Here is a 17,399-nt window from a genome sequence, read left to right on the forward strand (position 1 = left end):
CGGGGTCGGGGGTGTCAGCGGCGCAGTGGGCCGCTGGTGAACTCGGCGACGGTGATGTTGTCGATCACCGGCGCGTACGGGGAGCGCAGCACCAGGTCCGGCCAGTCCTCGGAGATGAGGGAGTCGCCGTCGAAGTTGGTCCGTTCCTGGGCGGAGAACACGATCGTGTTCGTGCCCCCGTCCAGTTCCACCGGCACGGTGAGGGTCCAGAAGTTGTTCTCGTGGAACGTCGGCGGGAACAGGACCGTGCGGGGGTCGGCTCCGTTGATCGCGATGTCGGCGTGCCGCGCGACCGGGTTGGGGTTGTAGTGCGTGGTCGGCGATGTCTCCGGGTTGGCGTACCGGACGCGCATGGCGTACGTCCCGGCCCGCGCCGCCTCGACCTCGAAGGTCAGGGTGTTGCCGTTGCCGGGGTCTCCGCCGATACCGGTGACGGCCGACCCGGTGGTGGCCAACGGCAGCTCCGCGACCTCGGCGTCCCCGTCGATCCGGGCGTCCTCGGCCTGGTGGACCGTGGTCGCCAGGTGCTCGTCGGTCGGGGTCACCTCGATGCCGTCGATGATCGAGGAGCGCACGGCCCCGGTGAGCGTGACCTTGTTGATCCCGCCGGAGAGGGAGACCGCGACCGAGGTGGTGCCCCGTCCGGTGTCGGCGACGTGCCGACCGTTGACGGCCAGCTCCGTCTTGCCCTTGACCACGGTGTGCACGTCGATCGTGGACTCGGCGTCCTCGGCCGAGTACACCCAGAACGTGACGGTCTCGCCCCGGCCGATGTCGACGCCGCCGGAGCCCGACGCCCCGAAACGATCGATGTGCCGGTTGGTGTGGACGGCCGTCGCCCCGTCCAGTTCGGCGAGCTCGGCCTCGTAGCGGACGGTGCCGGCGGACGGCTCGGGCAGCGCCAGCGTGATGCGGTCGATGAGCGCGTCGCCCTGGGTGGCGCCGGAACCGTCCAGGCCGGCGGCCGCGAGGGTGATGACGTTCTCCCCCGCCTCCAGCTCGACGGTGGCGTCGGTGTGGTCCCACACCACCCACTTGTAGGCCAGCGGCAGGAAGACCTCCTGCTCGGCGCCTCCGTTGACGCGGAGGAAGACGTTGGTCGGCCCCAGGTCGGCGACGCGTTCGTCGGTGTAGAGCGAGTTGGCGAAGACCGACAGGTCGTACGTGCCGGCCTCTGGCACGTCCACGGTGAAGTCGAGGACGCCGTCCGAGCCGGTCCGCAGGCCGCCGACGTTGTAGCCACCGGAGGTGTAGAACCTCGACACGTCCGAGGGCGAGCCCTCGGGGCCGTTCAGGCTGTATCCGCTGCCGGTGTAGGCGGCGTCCTCGGCCTCGTAGGAGCCCTGCCACGTCGTGGGCGGGACACCGGTGACCGTGCCGTCGCCGGCGGGGGTGAGGACGATCTCGTAAGCCGAGGACTCCTTGAGCTCGGGCAGGGAGCCGCCGAAGTCGAGGACGACCGATCCGTCCTGGACCTCCAGCACCTCCTCGGTGAGGAGCCGCGGCGGCCCGGAGTCGCCGAGCTGCCCCGACCAGGAGATCTCCCGCACCCACGCGTGCACGCTGGAGCCGAACACGTCCTCGGGGACGTTGTCGAACTCCACCCACGCGGGCCCGTCGGCGCCGCCGAACAGTGCCTTGGCCCTGGCCTGCTCCTCGTCGAGGGTGGCCAGGCCCTGGAGCGTGTAGTTCTCACCGGGGAAGGGCGGGGCCACCTCGACGGTGTGCCCGCTCATCCGGCTGTAGGAGTTGTACAGCCACCACTGGCCGTTGGCCCGGTTGGCCTCCACGGAGGAGTCGGAGAGGTTGCCGTTGATGTTCCAGAAGGCGATCATCGCGTCGATCTTCGACTCCTCGATCGCCGACATCCACTGGACCATCTGGCCGGGAACGGAGGTGTGGTAGTTGAAGGCGTACTCGTTGACGTTGATCGGCAGCTCGGTGCCCTCGTGCTGCGTGCCCGCGAAGACCTCCCGCTCCCACTGCCGGTACCGGTCGACGGAGGTGCGGATCTGCGCGGGGTGGCTGAGCTCGTGCCAGGAGATGATGTCGGGAACCGTTCCGGCCTCGACGGTGTGTTCCAGGAAGCCACGGTTCTGCGAGTAGAGCACGCTCGTGTTGGGGCCGGAGATCCGCACGTCGGGGAGCGCCTCCCTGATCATGCCGTGGGCCTGGTCCCAGGCCGCGAAGTAGTCCGTGGGGTCGTCGAGCCAGCTGGTGCCGTCGTAGCTCCACTCGCCGGTGCCGAACATGTTGCCCTCGGGCTCGTTGAACGGCTCGATGACGATGTGCTCCCGCACCTCGGGGTCCAGCCGCTGGATCTGGTCGAGCTGGGTGGCCAGCACGTCCATGTACCCGGAGAGCTTCTCCTCGGGGGTCTCGCCGGGCCACTGGTACGGGAAGCCGCGGTAGTAGTCGGTGGTGCGGACGTAGACGTCGCCGCCGGAGGCGCCGGCCAGGGGCCCCACGACCTCCAGAGCGTCGGATCCGGGGTGCTGCGCGCCGTCCTGGCCCTTGGTGGCCACGGTCCGCACGCCCATCCCCTCGATGATGTTGTCGGTGGGCAGCCCAGGGCCGTAGAGGCCGTAGAGGGAACCGGAGGCGCCACCGTGGAAGGCCCCGGTGTCGGTGGACAGGTCGATGGAGAGCTGTCCCTCCCGGATCACGGTCACCTCGGCGGTCACCGCCCGCTCCCCGACCGTCCCGGCCACGGTGAAGGTGCCCGTGTCCTCGTAGTCGGCGGGGTCGACCTCCTCCCACTCGGCCGCCAGCGGCCGGTCGTAGTCGTCGGAGTAGGTGGCGGGGACCGTTGAGGGCAGCTCCGGGGGCGTCCCGATGGTGGTGAGGACGTCGAAGGAGTCCCGGACCAGACCGGTCGGCGCGGGGACCTCGCCGACGGTCAGCTCCGCGACCTGTTCCGGTGTGAGAGCGGAGTGGTAGACGCGGAAGTCGTCCACGGCGCCCTCGAAGAGCGGGTCGGGATAGAACGAGCGTCCGATGTACCCCGCGAGGTCGGCGGTGCCGTCGATGAGGTCGCCGGCGGTGAGCGTGGTCGGCGCGGACCCGACCGCGGCGCCGTCGAGGTAGGTGGTGACGCGCTCCGCCTCGGTGTCGAGGGTGACCGTGACGGTCCGCCACTCGCCCCCGGGCAGCGCCGCCGAGCCGGTGACCCGGTCCTCGGCGTTCCCCCCGTTCTCGGTGACCGCGGTGCGCAGCCGGCCGTCGCCGTTGGAGGGGGTGCTGAAGAGGTAGCGCGCGTCATCGGTGCCGAGGGCGTACATCCACTGCCAGGGGGCGTTGGTCCCGCTCCACCTGACCCGGATGGAGGCGGTGAGGTCGGTGGCGCCGCCGAGGACGTCGGCGGGCAGCGCGACATGGGCGCCGGAGTCGGCGGGGCCGCCCGGGAGGCCGAGCGCGGTGCCGCCGTCGGCGCCCTCCACCAGGGTGGCGGTCGCGCCGTTCGCGAGGGTGCCGTGCCGCTCGTGGCCGGACACGTCGGTGATCGTGCCGGTGGCGAGGTCGTCGGAGGCGAAGTCGTAGTGGACGGCGGGTGCGGGGAGTTCGGCCGCGGCGGCCGGGTCGGCGTGCACCAGTGCGGTGGCCAGTGTGAGGCCGACGGCGGCCGCGACCGTGCGTCCGCGCGGTCGTCGTGGTCTGGGGGGCGTCATCCTCGGTGCTCCTGACTCATCTGGGGGAAGAGATGGCCTCGGGCCCTGGCGGGGCGGGGGGTGAGCGGCGTTCTGCCGTGTCAGTGGCGACTGTCGAACCGGTTCGACACCTGTCCGGACCATGCCGCCGTCGTTTCGAGTTGGTGTCGGTCCTGTGAACCTCGGGGCGTGGGCCCTAGTGTTAGCGCTCACACCAGTGTGGTCAACCCCACAGTGGTCACTCTTTACCGATGTGAGACCTGAGGAGCCAGGGAACCGACCGACCCCAGGACACGCGAAGGGCCTCCGCCTTCCGTGCGTCTACGCAGGCCAGGAGCCCTGTTCAGACTGTGCCAGCCAACCTGCGGTCCTGCGGTGCAGACCGAGCCCGACCGCGTCGAACTCGTCGACGTCTTCGCCCCCGACGACGCCGAGCCGTCGCAGCGCCTGCGAGATCGGACTGCCACCGACCGGAACCGGTCGGCCGTCGAGCAGGCGCAACGGGCCGAGGACCACCCGCCCGCCGTCCCACACCTGCGCGTTCTGCTCGCCAGCCCCGCCGAAGTACTCGGCTTCGAGATAGGCCACCGGGCCGTGCGTCGAACACGCGGCCAGGGCACGGTCGAAGCCGGAGGGCAGTTTCCAGAACACCTCGTCCCGGGGAACCCCGGCGACGGTGACCGAGTCGAACAACCCATCGGTCATCGGGAGAAGCGACAACCCCGAGACGAGGGGCACGGGGTGCGCGTGCTCGTTCGCGCCGACCAGCGCGTCCAACACCGGGCGGGCGGCGACGACCGCTTCCAGGCAGTACATGGACCCCCTGTCTACCCGACCGCGCACAGGCGTTCCCACACCGGAGGCATGCGCGTCAGTAGTCGATTTCGACACGTAACCCGAGATAACGCCCCAAGGCGTACTCCACCTGCGCCATGTCGGTGCCGGCGAGGTAGTCGACCGTGCCTCCCACGACATAGGCGGTGTCGATAGTGCGGATCTGATCTACGAGGAGCCGGGTCGACCGCCCGGCGATGGTCGCCTCGGGTCGAAAGCGCGCCGGCTGCGCACTGGTCGACGTGGGCACGATGGTCACGACCGACCAGGTGTCCGGTCGAGTACTGACGACCAGCCCGAGGCGGCGCCCCCGCTGCTCGTGACCACGCTTCGCGTCTCCCAGATCAACGGGGTAGACCGCGCCTCGGATCACCTCCGCACCTCTCGGGCGTTCACGGTGACGTCCGTTCCCGAGACGCGAATGCGTCCCTGATCGTCATACTCCCAGGCGTCCGGTTCGCCGCTCAGATCCTCACCGTCGGCCGCGATGCGCGCCATGTCCTCCCGTGCCTGCTCTTCCCACTCCTGGCGCTGGAGCGCGCGCAGGCCGCGTCGCAGCACGTCGCTGTTGGTCTCACCGGCGCGCTTGTAGGCGTTCAGAATCTCGGCATCGGCCTCGGTGGGCCGGAATCCCACACTCATGGAACCAGTGTACAACATTTGTTGTACGCAGCGGCTCGCCCGTCTGGTCTCCGCGGCGGCCTTCCGACGGAACGGCCGCGGGTCACCCCGGGAAACACGAAGAGACGACCCCGCCGGCGCGTTCACGCGCAAGCAGGGTCGTCTCATCGTTCGGGGGTCTGGGGGTCGCCCCCCAGAAGAAACAACGGAACGACCCGGCGAGCGCGTTCACGCGCAAGCAGGGTCGTCTCATCGTTCGGGGGTCTGGGGGTCGCCCCCCCAGAAGAAACAACGGAACGACCCGGCGAGCGCGTTCACGCGCGAGCAGGGTCGTTCCGGAGTGAAGTGGAGGTGGCGGGAATCGAACCCGCGTCCTTCAGCACCGAGCCAGGGCTTCTCCGGGCGCAGTTCGTGGTGTCGTTCTACTCGGCCCCAGCGCTTGCACGAACACATCGCTGACAGGCCCAGCCACGAAAATGTCCCACTCAGGCCCCGTGGCCTGATCTGAGCGGTAAGTCATCTAGCTGATGCCGGATCCCGAGCCGATGACGAGCCCGGACCGACAGAGACGCTATCGCTTAAGCAGCGAGAGCGAACTCAGTGCGCTTAGAATTGGCACTTGTGTTTACGCGAATGCAGGATTAACGAGGTCACAAACGCAACCCTCGGCCCGCTTCCCCTGAAACGACTACCGAAGTCGAAACCGATCACCCCCTGTGAAATTGTCAAAGCCGCCGTCGCCGGCGACCGACATGCGAGTGGCGAACCACCCGCGTTCGCTACTCTACCTGTACAACCGGGTGAGGACCAAGCTGATTCCCGATCAGAGGTACGAATCCGCCGGGCAGGGAGAAACCCCCGCGGGCGCGGACGCAGGATGTGGTCGACGCGGCCCACGGGGGCGGTCGGCAGGGTCGGGCCGACCTAGGGAACGGGCAGAAACTCCCCCGAGACGAGGATCTGCCTCTCGCACCGGCTCGCTACCCCCTGTCGCGGGCCGGTCATCAGGGAAGACGCGAACGGCCCCGCGGGGGGTTGCCCGCGGGGCCGCGCTTTGCCAGGTCCGAACGCGACGCTGACCCGCCCGCTACCAGCCCGCCTCGTCCGGCGCGCCCTCGCCACCGGTCAGGTCGGCCTCGTCGAGCGGGGCGCCTCCGGAGGCCCCCTGGTCCACGGGGACCTCTCCGGTGGCCAGCGAGGTCAGGAACGTCTGGGCGCCGTTGACCGCGTGCTGCGAGAGCAGGGTGGTCGCCGAGTCCGCCTCGGCCACGATGGCGAAGGCCACGTCACCCTGGTAGCCCACGAACCAGTGCAGGTCCGTCCCGTCACCGAGGTCGACCCGGGCGGCCTGGCCGAAGACCTCCTCCTGCAGACCGACCAGTTCCGGCATCCGGGTGGTGACGGCGTCGCGCATCCCCGTCCGCACGACCTCCAGGTCGGCCTCGGACAGCTCCGTCTCGGGCGACGGGGACGGGCCCTCCTCGCGGACCAGTGTCGGAGCGTTCCACTCGCCGTTCGCGACGGCCGCCGCGGCCAGTGCCATCGACAGCGGGCTCACCCGCACGCCCTCCTCGCCGACCATCGCCGAGGCGACGCCGGCGTCCCCCTCGCCGACCGAGAGCGATCCCGGGGACGCGGGCACCGGCAGCCGCCAGTCCGCGCCGATGCCGAGTTCGCGGGCGGCCTGTTCGACGCCGTCCGCGCCGACGTCCGGCGCCAGACCGGCGAATCCGACGGTGCAGCTGTGGGCGAGGTTGCGGGCCAGGTCCGGTCCGCCGAACTCGGGGCTCAGCGCCCCCTGGCCGGGGTTGGTGAAGGTCTGGCCGTCGAGGGTGGTCTCGTAGCCGCAGGGCACCTGGTCGTCCGGACCGACCGCGCCCGACTCCAGGGCCGCCAGCGCGCCCACGATGGTGAAGGCTCCGCCCGGGACGAAGGAGCCGTCGAGCGCCGAGTCGTCGCTCGCGCTGCCCGACGCGTTGGCGGCGGCCAGCACCTCGCCGCCGGCGGTGTCCACGGCCGCGAGGTAGGCCCGGCCCGGCAGGGCCGACAGTGCCGCCTCGGCGGCGCGCTGCACGTCGGCGTCGAGCGTGGTGTCCACACCGCCGCTGCGCTCGCCCTCCCAGGACTCCAGGACGTCGGTGATCGCGCCGGACTCGTCCAGGGAGACCACCTGCGCGGTGGCCGAGCCGGCCAGTTCGCGCTGGAAGATGCTCTGCAACCCGCTCAGGCCGACGGTGTCGCCCGCCTGGTAGGGGCCGGCGACCCGGGAGGACACCCGGTGCTCCGCGGTACCGGCGACCTCGCCCACCAGGGACGGCGCGACCGTGGGCGAGAGGTTGATCCGCACCTCTTCGGTGTCCACGCCCTCGATCCGGCCGACCTCGCCCAGCAGCGACGCGTTCACACTGGAGTCGCGCATCAGCACGAGCGGCTGGAACTGTTCCGGCGGCGCGGAGCGCACGCGGTTCAGCAGCGGCTCGGGGTCCTCCTCGAGGAGCTCGGCGAGCTCGGTGACGCCGGCCTCCTTGTCGTCCATCTCGGCGGGGACGACACCGAAGGCCGTGACGCTGTCGGCCGAGACCAGTTCCTGGCCCTCGCGGTCGAGGATCTGGCCCCGCTCGGGCTGCTCGTAACTGACCGCCAGGCGCTCGTCGTCGCTCAGCGCGGGGTGGATGACGCTGGAGGACCAGGTGATCCGCCAGCCCTCCGGGCCCCACTCGAGCGGCATCTCGCCCGTGTAGTTCCAGGTCGGGTCACCGATGCCGAGGTCGGCGGTGACGTCGAACGCCGCGGTCGCCGACTCTCCCTCGCGGTCGATCCGGCCCAGGCCGAACCGCAGCGAGGCGAGGTCGAGCTGCTCGCGCACGCTGCCCAGGGCGTCCTCGACCTCCGTCGGGTCTCCCGTGGTGTAGCGGGCGGCCTCCGCGTGGTCCCCGTCCTGCCAGGCGAGGAGGAAGGAGCGCACCGCCACCTCGGGACTGGGGTGGGGTGTACACGCGGCCAGGGTGCCCGCGACGAGCAGGCCGCTTCCGGCTGCCAGGGCGCGGCGAAGGGGACGGGGGGACACCTTGTGTGTTCCTTTCGAGTGCCTCATCGTCGACGGCGAAGCGCGCGTTCCATATCGCGTTTGGCCTCGCGCTCGGCGATGGCGTGGCGTTTGTCGTACTCGCGCTTACCGCGGGCCAGGGCGATCTCGACCTTGGCACGGCCGTCACTGAAGTACAGGGACAGCGGGACGAGGGTGTAACCGGGCTCTCTGGTCTTACCGATCAGCCGGGAGATCTCCTGGCGGTGCAGGAGTAGCTTACGCCTTCGCCTGGCCGCGTGGTTGGTCCAGGTCCCCTGGGTGTACTCGGGGATGTGCACCTGTTCCAACCACACCTCGCCGTCGTGGACGTGCGCGAAGCCGTCCACGAGCGACGCGCGCCCCTCGCGGAGCGACTTGACCTCGGTACCGGTGAGGACGATCCCCGCCTCGTAGGTCTCGTCGATGTGGTATTCGTGCCGGGCACGCCGATTCTGCGCGATGAGCTTACGCCCGGTTTCCCGTGCCACTGGGTGTATCCCTTCATACGTCCGGGGGGCACGTGGCCCCCCGGTACCCGCGAACGCCCCCGTCGGGCGGACCCGTCAGACCTTCAGGTAGCGGCGCAGGGTCAGGAACGAGGTGATGGTGCACAGCAGCACACCGAGGATCATCGACACGCCGATGACGTAGAGCAGTGATCCCGTTCCCAGCGCCACGTCGAACTGGAACCAGTCCTCGATCCTGGTGAGCAGGGTGAACCTGGTCGCCACGATGAACCCGGAGGCGATCAGACCACCGATGAAACCGGCGATCGCACCCTCCAGCAGGAAGGGGAGCTGGATGTAGAAGTTCGACGCGCCCACCAGCCGCATGATGCCGGTCTCCCGCCGTCGGCTGTAGGCCGACAGTCGGATGGTGTTGCCGATCAGCAGCGCGGCCGCGGCCAGCTGCACGAGGGCGACCACCAGAGCGGCCCACTTGAGGCCGTCCAGGAGCGAGAAGAACTGTTCGAGCACGCGCTGGTCGGCGGAGACCGTGTCCACACCCGGTGCGCCGTCGACCGCCGCGCGCACGGTGTCGTAGTGGCTGGGATCGGTGAGCTGCACCCGGTAGTTGTCCGGGATGTCACCCTCCTGAGCGGCGCCGGCGAGCGCCTCGTTGGAGGAACCGATTCGCTCCTGGAAGTCCTGCCATGCCTCGGCGGACGTGAGGTAGCGGTAGCCCTCCACCTCGTTCAGGCCGTCCAGCGTCTCCACGAGCTGGGTGCGGTCCTCTTCGGTGGCCTCGCCGTTCTCATCGCAGGTCTGCGTCGGGGAAATCTCGGTGCACATGTAGATAGTCAGCGTGATCCGCTGGTCCCAGTAGCTGCGCATCTCGGACACCTGCTGGTTCACCAGCAGGCCCGCGCCGAACAGGGCGAGGGAGATGGCCACCGTCGTGATGACGGCGATGGTCATCGTGAGGTTTCGGCGCAGGCCGATCCACGTCTCGGAGAGAACGAATTGTGCTCGCATGATCTGTTAAAGGTCCATCCTTCGGGGCTTCGCAGCGCCGGTCCTCGCAGCTGGAGCGGCCGGCCGGCGCCGGACGCACCAGGGTTCAGTACGCCTGGCCGTAGACGCCGCGTGTCTGGTCGCGCACTACGAGGCCCTCTTCCAGCTCGATCACGCGCTTGCGCATCGAGTCGACGATGGCGGCATCGTGGGTCGCCATGACGACGGTGGTGCCCGTACGGTTGATTCGGTCCAGCACCTTCATGATGCCGATGGATGTCGCGGGGTCGATGTTTCCGGTGGGCTCGTCCGCCAGCAGGATCTGCGGGCGGTTGACGAAGGCGCGGGCGATCGCCACGCGCTGCTGCTCGCCGCCGGAGAGCTCACCGGGCATGCGCCCGGCCTTGCCCTCCAGGCCCACCAGCTCGACGACCTCCGGGACCACCTTGCGGATGAACCGCCGGGGCTTGCCGATGACCTCCAGCGCGAAGGCCACGTTCTCGAAGACGTTCTTGTTGGGAAGCAGGCGGAAGTCCTGGAAGACGCAGCCGATCCTGCGGCGCAGGTGCGGCACCTTCCAGTTGGACAGGCGGGCCAGGTCCTTGCCCGCGACGTGGACACGCCCCTTGTCGGGCTTCTCCTCCTTCAGTACCAAGCGGAGGAAGGTCGACTTTCCGGAGCCCGAGGGGCCCACCAGGAAGACGAACTCGCCCTTGTCTACGTCAATGGAAACGCCGTCGAGCGCGGGGCGCTTCTGGGTCGGGTAGACCTTCGTGACGTTATCGAAGTGGATCACAGGCGCATCACAAGGTTCTCGAAGGTGTGGGCACCCGCCTCGGAGGTGGTTCCGCGCGGGATCGTACCGGCCGCATGGCCAACCGACAGTGTAGAGGGGGGTGCGGCCCGGATTGTCCAGGTCGCGACTCGCCCGAGGATCCTTCAGGATCACGCACCGTCGGACAACAGCCCCGAGCATATCGGAGGTGTCAACCGAGGATAACGTTCACATATAGCAGTTCTGGTAAAACTGCGGAGTCACACTCATCACCATTGGGCCACAACCTGCGCTGTCGGCACAGCCGCCACACGGTGGGCGATCGCTCCGCGACCGAGTGTGCCCCCGCCTCGGAGCGGGGGCGCCCGGAGCCTACTGTGCCGCGTCGCCGCGCTCGCGGCTGCGCATCCACCGGATCTCGGCGTCGATGAAGGCGTCGATCTCGCCGTCGAGCACACCGGAGGTGTTGCCGGTCTCGGCGCCGGTCCGCACGTCCTTGACGCTCTGGTACGGGTGCAGCACGTAGTTGCGCATCTGGGTGCCCCAGCTGCTCACGGAGTCGCCGCGGATCTCGTCCAGCGCGGCCTGCTCCTCCTGGCGCTTGCGGGCGAGCAGCTTGGACTGGAGCATCGTCATCGCGGTCGCCTTGTTCTGCAGCTGCGAGCGCTCGTTCTGGCAGGAGACCACGATGCCGGTGGGCAGGTGGGTGATGCGCACCGCGGAGTCGGTGGTGTTCACGCCCTGGCCGCCGGGGCCGCTGGAGCGGTACACGTCGATGCGCAGCTCGGTCTCGTCGATCTCGATGTGGTCGCTCTGCTCCACCGAGGGCACCACGTCCACACCCGCGAAGGAGGTCTGGCGGCGGTTCTGGTTGTCGAACGGCGAGATCCGCACCAGGCGGTGGGTGCCGTGCTCCCCGCGCAGGGTCCCGTAGGCGAAGGGCGCCTTGACCGCGAAGGAGGTGGACTTGATGCCCGCCTCCTCGGCGTAGGAGGTCTCGTAGACGTCCGTGGGGTAGCCGTGGCGCTCGGCCCAGCGCAGGTACATGCGCTGCAGCATCTGCGCCCAGTCGGCGGCGTCGACTCCGCCGGCCTGGGAGTTGATGGTGACGATCGCCTCGCGCTCGTCGTGCGGGCCGTTGAGGAGCGTGCGCACCTCCAGCTCGCCGATGTCCTTGCGGAGCTGTTCGAGTTCGCGGTCGGCCTCTTCACGGGCGTCGCTGTCGCCCTCGGCCTCGGCCAGCTCGTAGAGCACGCCGATGTCGTCGAGACGCTGGTCGATCCCCTCGATCTTGGTGACCATGGACTCCAGCGTGGACAGCTGCCGCGTCACCTTCTGCGCGTTGGCCTGGTCCGACCACAGCTCGGGATCGGCCGACTGCTCCCGCAGTTCGGCGATCTCCGTCCGCATCGCCTCCATGTCCAACACCGCGGACACGCTCGCCAGGGTCGCCGCGAGTTCCTTGATCTTCTCTGCTGGGTCCATGTCTGCCACGTCCCCCAGTGTAGGGCCCGGCCCCGTGCTCCCGGCCCAGCCGCGTGCCCCGCACAGCACTGTGCCCCCGGCCGAGCCGGGGGCACAGTGCGAAGGGCGCGCGGGGCCACGGCACGGGAACCGCGCCGTCAGCCGCCGACCCGCCTAGGGCGTGTATGACGGACACTCACCCTGCTGCGCGACGCCCCAGCGGCACCCTCACTGCGTTCTCATCAGTCAACAGCCACACCAGGATGCTTCCTTCTTCGGCCTTGCGAGGCCACCACTGGAACGCCCCTCGCGACGGGCGGCATCCGTCATACACGCCCTAGTCGACCAGCGAGCGCACCGAGCGCAGGGCCACCGACAGGGTGGCCAGGTCGAAGCGCTCGTTCTCCTGGATCTCCGAAAGGGTGATGCCGGCGCGCGCGACGGTCTCCTCGTTCTGCGCGATCCACCCGGCGATGAGCGCGCTCGTGGACTCCTCCTGGGCGCCCGACTCCAGCACCCGGGCGGTCAGCGCCGCGTGCGCCGCGTACAGGTCGTCGCGCAGCGAGGAGCGGGCCATCGTGCCCCAGCGGTCGTCCCGCGGCAGCTCGATGATCCGTTCGCGCCACCAGCTGATGTTGAGCCGGTCGGCGAGCTCGAAGTACAGGTCCGCCACCTTCTCCACCGGGCAGCCCGTGCGCTGGGCGATCTCCACCAGGTCCAGCGTGGAGTAGGCCGGCACCATGACGGCCACCTGCTCGGCCAGGTCCGCGGGCACCCCCATCTCCCGATAGCGGTCGCGCCGCTCGACGAAGGCCTCGCGGTCACGGCCCTTGAGCAGGTCCGCCAGGTGCGGGAGCACCTCGCCCACGCCGTCTGCGAAGTAGCCGATCTCGCTGCGCACGTCGAACGGGAAGGTCCGGTTGCGCAGCAGCCACCGGGCGGAGCGCTCGGCGAGCTTGCGGGTCTCCAGCAGCAGGACGAGCTGGCTGTCCACGGAGATCTGGTGGTCCAGCTCCTCGACCCGGCCCCAGAACCTGCGCAGCCGCAGGATCTCCTGGACGACCAGGTAGGCGCGGGCGATGTCCGCGGCGCTGGAGCCCAGCTCCTCGTTGAGCCGGAACGCGAAGGTGACCCCGGACCGGTTCACCATCTGGTTGACGACCTGGTTGACGATGATCTCCCGGCGCAGCGGGTGCGAGTGCACGCCCTCGGCGAAGCGCTCCGAGCGCAGCGGCGTCGGGAAGTAGTGCGTCAGGGAGTCGGCCAGGTACGGGTCCTCGGCCAGGTCGGACTCGCCGATCTGGTCCTTGAGGTCGATCTTGGTGTACGACAGCAGGGTCGAGAACTCGGGCGTGGTCAGCCCCTTGCCCGCGGCGCGCCGCTCGGCGATGGTCTTGTCCGAGGGCAGGTCCTCCTGCTTGCGCTTGAGGACCTTCGTGCGCTCCAGGTGGCGCATGTACCGGCCGTGGACGTGCAGCATCTCCCGGGTCTGCTTGCGCGCGGCGGCCAGCACGGTGTTCTGCGCGTAGTTGTTGTCCAGGACCAGCTCGGCGACCTCGTCGGTCATGTCGATGAACAGCTGGTCGCGGTCGGCCTTGTCCAGGCTGCCCGAGCGCACCTCGCGGTCGAGCATGATCTTGATGTTCACCTCGTGGTCGGAGGTGTCCACGCCGGCGGAGTTGTCGATGAAGTCGGTGTTGACCCGGCCGCCCTCGCGGGCGAACTCGATCCGGGCGGGCTGGGTCAGGCCCAGGTTGCCGCCCTCGCCGACCACCTGCACGCGCAGGTCGGTGGCGTCCACGCGCACGCGGTCGTTGGCCTTGTCGCCGACGTCGGCGTGCGACTCACCGCTCGCCTTGACGTAGGTGCCGATGCCGCCGTTCCACAGCAGGTCGACCGGCGCGGACAGGATGCGGCGGATGAGCCCGTCGGGGGTGAGGCCGTCCACCCCGTCCTCGATGCCCAGCGCCGCGCGCACCTGCGGGCTGACCGGCACCGACTTGGCGTCGCGCGGGTACACGCCCCCGCCCTCGGTGATGAGGTTCGGGTCGTAGTCCAGCCAGGTGCTGCGGGGCAGCTCGAACATGCGCTTGCGCTCGACCCAGGAGGTGTGCGGGTCGGGGTCCGGGTCGAGGAAGACGTGGCGGTGGTCGAAGGCGGCCACCAGCCGGATCTGCTTCGAGAGCAGCATCCCGTTGCCGAACACGTCACCGGACATGTCGCCGATGCCGACGACCGTGAACGGCTGCTCCTGCACGTTCACGCCCATCTCGCGGAAGTGGTACCTGACCGACTCCCAGGCGCCGCGCGCGGTGATGCCCATGGCCTTGTGGTCGTAGCCCACCGAGCCGCCGGAGGCGAAGGCGTCGCCCAGCCAGAAGCCGCGGGCGGTGGAGATCTCGTTGGCGGTGTCGGAGAAGGTCGCGGTGCCCTTGTCCGCGGCGACCACCAGGTAGGAGTCGTCGCCGTCGCGCAGGACGGTGCGCTCGGGGTGCACGACCCGGCCGTCGACCAGGTTGTCGGTGACGTCGAGCAGGCCGCTGATGAACTGCTTGTAGCAGGAGACGACCTCGGCCATCACCTGTTCGCGGGTCCCGCCCTCGGGCAGCCGCTTGCAGACGAACCCGCCCTTGGCGCCGCTGGGCACGATGACGGAGTTCTTGACCATCTGGGCCTTGACCAGGCCGAGGATCTCGGTGCGGAAGTCCTCGAAGCGGTCGGACCAGCGCAGGCCGCCGCGGGCCACGGAGCCGAACCGCAGGTGCACGCCCTCGACGCGGGGCGAGTACACGTACATCTCGAACCGGGGCCGGGGGTTGGGCAGGTCCGGGATCCGCTGCGGGTTGAGCTTGAGCACCAGGTAGGGGTGCCCCTGGTAGTGGTTGGTGCGCAGGGTGGCCTCGATGACCGCGAGGAACGACCGCAGGATGCGGTCGTGGTCCAGGCTGGCCACGCCCTCCAGTTCGCCCTCGATCTTGTCGACGATGGCCGTGGCGCGCTCGTCGCGGCCCTCGTCGGACCGGTCGGGGTCGAAGCGCGTCTCGAACAGGTCCACGAGCAGGCCGGCGATGCCGACGTTGGCGGTCAGGACGTCGGCGAGGAAGTCGGGTGTGTACGTGGCACCGGTCTGGCGCAGGTACTTGGCGTAGGCGCGCAGCACCGAGATCTGGCGCCAGTGCAGGCCCGCGCGCACGACCAGGGCGTTGAAGCGGTCGGACTCGCACCGGTCGCGCCAGGTGGCCTCGAAGGCCTCCTCGAACAGCTCCCGGAGGCGGTCGGCCGGCAGCTCGGTGGTCGCGGAGCGCCGCAGCCCCAGGTCGTAGATCCAGACCCGGCCCACGTTCTCGACGGACAGGTCGTAGGGCCACTCGTCGACGACCTCGACGCCCAGGTGCTCCAGGACGGGCAGCATGCGGCTCAACGTGACGGGTTCACCGACCCGGTAGAGCCGGAACCGCCACTCCCCCAGCCGGGGGTCGTCGGGCTGGTAGAGCCGGCCGACGAACTCGCCCTGGCGGTGGTCGGGCTCGGTGCGCTCCAGCAGCTTCTCCAGCTCGCCGATGTCGGCGGCGGCGACCCTGGGCGCGTTGTCGACCTTGTAGGCCTCGGTCAGACCGCTGGAGTAGCGCTCCTTGTAGAGGGTGGCGCGGCCGGGGCCGAACGACTCGGTGAGGGCGGCGTCGAAGTCGGTGTCCCAGGAGCGGGCGGCCTCGCGGACCTTCTCCTCCAGGGCCACCTGGTCGATGTCGGCCAGGGTCTGCTTGGACCGGGCCCGGGCCACCAGGTAGAGGCGGGCCAGCGGGGCGGCGCCGATCATGACGTTGTGGTCCATCGTGGCGCCCTCGAAGGCGTCGGCGAGGACCTCCTGGATGTCCAGGCGCACGCGGGTGCTGTACTCGTCGCGCGGCATGTACACGAAGCACGACATGTAGCGGCCGCCGTAGGGGTCGCGCCGCATGAACAGCTTGGTGCCGCGCCGGTCGCGCAGGCGCAGGACGCCGCGGACGATGTTGTACAGCTCGTTGACGGGGATCTGCAGGAGCTCCTCGCGCGGGAAGGTCTCCAGCAGCTCGATGAGGTCCTTGCCGTCGTAGCTGTCGGCCTCGAATCCGGCCAGGGACAGGACCTCGGCCTGCTTGCGGCGCAGGATCGGGATCTGGGCGATGGACTCGGTGTTGGCCTGGGAGGTGAACAGGCCGAGGAAGCGGCGCTCGCCGACGATGTTGCCCTGGGCGTCGAACTTCTTGACGCCGATGTAGTCCAGGTACTTGGGCCGGTAGACGGTGGCGCGGGAGTTGGCCTTGGTCAGCACGAGGATGAAGGGCTCGCGCGCCTTGGCGCGGATCTCCGGCGGCAGCGCGGCGAAGCCGGTGGAGGCGGGCGAGTCCATGCGCAGGATGCCCAGGCCCGAACCGGGCTCCGGGCGCAGGGCCTCGTCACCGTTCTCGTCGGTGACCAGCGTGTACTCGCGGTAGCCCATGAAGGTGAAGTGCCGGCTGGCGGTCCAGCGCAGGAAGTCGACGCTCTCGCCGATCTCGCGGGAGTCGACGCCGCCCGCGACGAGGCGGTCGGGGTAGGCGGCCAGCTCGTCGGCGATCCGGATCGCCCGGTCGCTCATCTTGGCGGCGTCCTCGTCCACGTAGCGGACGTCGTTGAGGACGTTCTCCAGGCGGGTGGTGAGCTCCTTGACGCGCTCGGGATCGTTCTGGCGGTCGATCTCGATGTGCATCCAGGACTCGTCGGTGGGCAGGAGCCCGTCGCCGCCGATCTCGGGGTCGATCTCGCGCAGGACGCCCTCGAGGTCGCGGCCGACCGTCATCTGGGGGTGGATGATGAGCCGGGCGCCGGCGCCGAGGTCGTGCAGCGCCATGGTGACCGAGGAGACGAGGAAGGGGGCGTTGTCGGTGACGATCTCGACGATGCTGGTCTGCTGTTCCCAGCCGTCGCGGGCGCGCTCGGGGGTGTACACCCGGACCTTGGCCCGCCCGGGGACCCTGTGGGCGCCGAAGAAGCGGTGGGCCCCCGCGGGGCCGCAGATCTGGTCGGGGGTGCGGCCGGAGATCTCCTCCGGATCGGTGTGCCGGTAGTAGAACGGCAGGAACCGTCGGACGGCGTCGGCGTCCTCTGGGGACAGGCCCGCTCGGGGCGACCACTTCGCGGCCGCGTCACTGAGCAGCTTCTGGAGGATGACGTCGGATTGCCCGGACATAGGGATCTCTCACTCCTTTGTGAGCAACGTCGCACGAGCGCTGGAGAAACAACCGGTCATGTGACCTGTGAGCTTCCGTGCTGATGGGTGATTCCGTGTGCGCGCCGTGACGGGGCGCGCGTGATCGGTGACAGGGCGACACCTGTGCGCACAGGCGGAACAATGGAGAGGCGGCAGACGCCGTTGTCCCCACCTCATCCGCTGACCAGGCTACTGGTTTTAGCGCGAGAGGGCAGGTGCAACACCGTTACGCGGTGGTTACAACCTGTAAGAAACACATTGCGGTGGTCACGGGCACGAAACACATGGACCTCCGGGGCCTTGCGCG

10 protein-coding genes and 1 other RNA gene are annotated in these 17,399 nt (G+C 69.6%); all 11 read right to left on the reverse strand.

The window, feature by feature from the left end:
- Nucleotides 1-14: 14 nt before the first annotated feature.
- Nucleotides 15-3,668 (reverse strand): LamG-like jellyroll fold domain-containing protein, encoded by a 3,654-nt coding sequence (locus tag DFP74_RS04510; protein ID WP_121180550.1) that lies wholly within the window; start codon nucleotides 3,666-3,668, stop codon nucleotides 15-17.
- Between the two features lie 300 nt (nucleotides 3,669-3,968).
- On the reverse strand, nucleotides 3,969-4,463 hold the full coding sequence (locus DFP74_RS04515) for a hypothetical protein (RefSeq protein ID WP_121180551.1): 495 nt from the start codon (nucleotides 4,461-4,463) through the stop codon (nucleotides 3,969-3,971).
- 55 nt (nucleotides 4,464-4,518) lie between these two features.
- Nucleotides 4,519-4,854: a type II toxin-antitoxin system PemK/MazF family toxin gene (locus tag DFP74_RS04520; protein ID WP_121180552.1), complete on the reverse strand. Its 336-nt coding sequence runs from the start codon at nucleotides 4,852-4,854 to the stop codon at nucleotides 4,519-4,521.
- Entirely contained in the window at nucleotides 4,851-5,123 is a 273-nt protein-coding gene (locus tag DFP74_RS04525; protein ID WP_121180553.1) for a hypothetical protein, read from the reverse strand. Before DFP74_RS04525 ends, DFP74_RS04520 begins: the two co-directional genes overlap by 4 nt.
- A gap of 322 nt (nucleotides 5,124-5,445) precedes the next feature.
- Nucleotides 5,446-5,817: a transfer-messenger RNA gene (gene ssrA / locus DFP74_RS04530) on the reverse strand.
- A 372-nt stretch (nucleotides 5,818-6,189) separates the two neighbouring features.
- Nucleotides 6,190-8,169, reverse strand: a complete 1,980-nt coding sequence (locus tag DFP74_RS04535) for a penicillin-binding transpeptidase domain-containing protein (protein ID WP_121180554.1) — start codon at nucleotides 8,167-8,169, stop codon at nucleotides 6,190-6,192.
- A gap of 23 nt (nucleotides 8,170-8,192) precedes the next feature.
- Nucleotides 8,193-8,657: an SsrA-binding protein SmpB gene (smpB, locus tag DFP74_RS04540; RefSeq protein ID WP_121180555.1), complete on the reverse strand. Its 465-nt coding sequence runs from the start codon at nucleotides 8,655-8,657 to the stop codon at nucleotides 8,193-8,195.
- 75 nt (nucleotides 8,658-8,732) lie between these two features.
- Entirely contained in the window at nucleotides 8,733-9,644 is a 912-nt protein-coding gene (gene ftsX / locus DFP74_RS04545) for a permease-like cell division protein FtsX (protein WP_233570799.1), read from the reverse strand.
- Nucleotides 9,645-9,729: 85 nt separating this feature from the next.
- Nucleotides 9,730-10,419, reverse strand: a complete 690-nt coding sequence (gene ftsE / locus DFP74_RS04550; protein WP_017596794.1) for a cell division ATP-binding protein FtsE — start codon at nucleotides 10,417-10,419, stop codon at nucleotides 9,730-9,732.
- Between the two features lie 351 nt (nucleotides 10,420-10,770).
- Nucleotides 10,771-11,883 (reverse strand): peptide chain release factor 2, encoded by a 1,113-nt coding sequence (gene prfB / locus DFP74_RS04555; protein ID WP_370013482.1) that lies wholly within the window; start codon nucleotides 11,881-11,883, stop codon nucleotides 10,771-10,773.
- Between the two features lie 316 nt (nucleotides 11,884-12,199).
- On the reverse strand, nucleotides 12,200-17,071 hold the full coding sequence (locus DFP74_RS04560; RefSeq protein ID WP_121180558.1) for an NAD-glutamate dehydrogenase: 4,872 nt from the start codon (nucleotides 17,069-17,071) through the stop codon (nucleotides 12,200-12,202).
- Nucleotides 17,072-17,399 lie beyond the last annotated feature (328 nt).

This window comes from Nocardiopsis sp. Huas11 (assembly GCF_003634495.1).
GTDB lineage: Bacteria > Actinomycetota > Actinomycetes > Streptosporangiales > Streptosporangiaceae > Nocardiopsis.

Coding starts and splice junctions, on each gene's coding strand:
- ftsX (WP_233570799.1), bottom strand. CDS start 9,644: ATGCGAGCACAATTCGTTCTCTCCGAGACGTGGATCGGCCTGCGCCGA.
- prfB (WP_370013482.1), bottom strand. CDS start 11,883: ATGGACCCAGCAGAGAAGATCAAGGAACTCGCGGCGACCCTGGCGAGC.
- DFP74_RS04515 (WP_121180551.1), bottom strand. CDS start 4,463: ATGTACTGCCTGGAAGCGGTCGTCGCCGCCCGCCCGGTGTTGGACGCG.
- DFP74_RS04510 (WP_121180550.1), bottom strand. CDS start 3,668: ATGACGCCCCCCAGACCACGACGACCGCGCGGACGCACGGTCGCGGCC.
- DFP74_RS04560 (WP_121180558.1), bottom strand. CDS start 17,071: ATGTCCGGGCAATCCGACGTCATCCTCCAGAAGCTGCTCAGTGACGCG.
- DFP74_RS04525 (WP_121180553.1), bottom strand. CDS start 5,123: ATGAGTGTGGGATTCCGGCCCACCGAGGCCGATGCCGAGATTCTGAAC.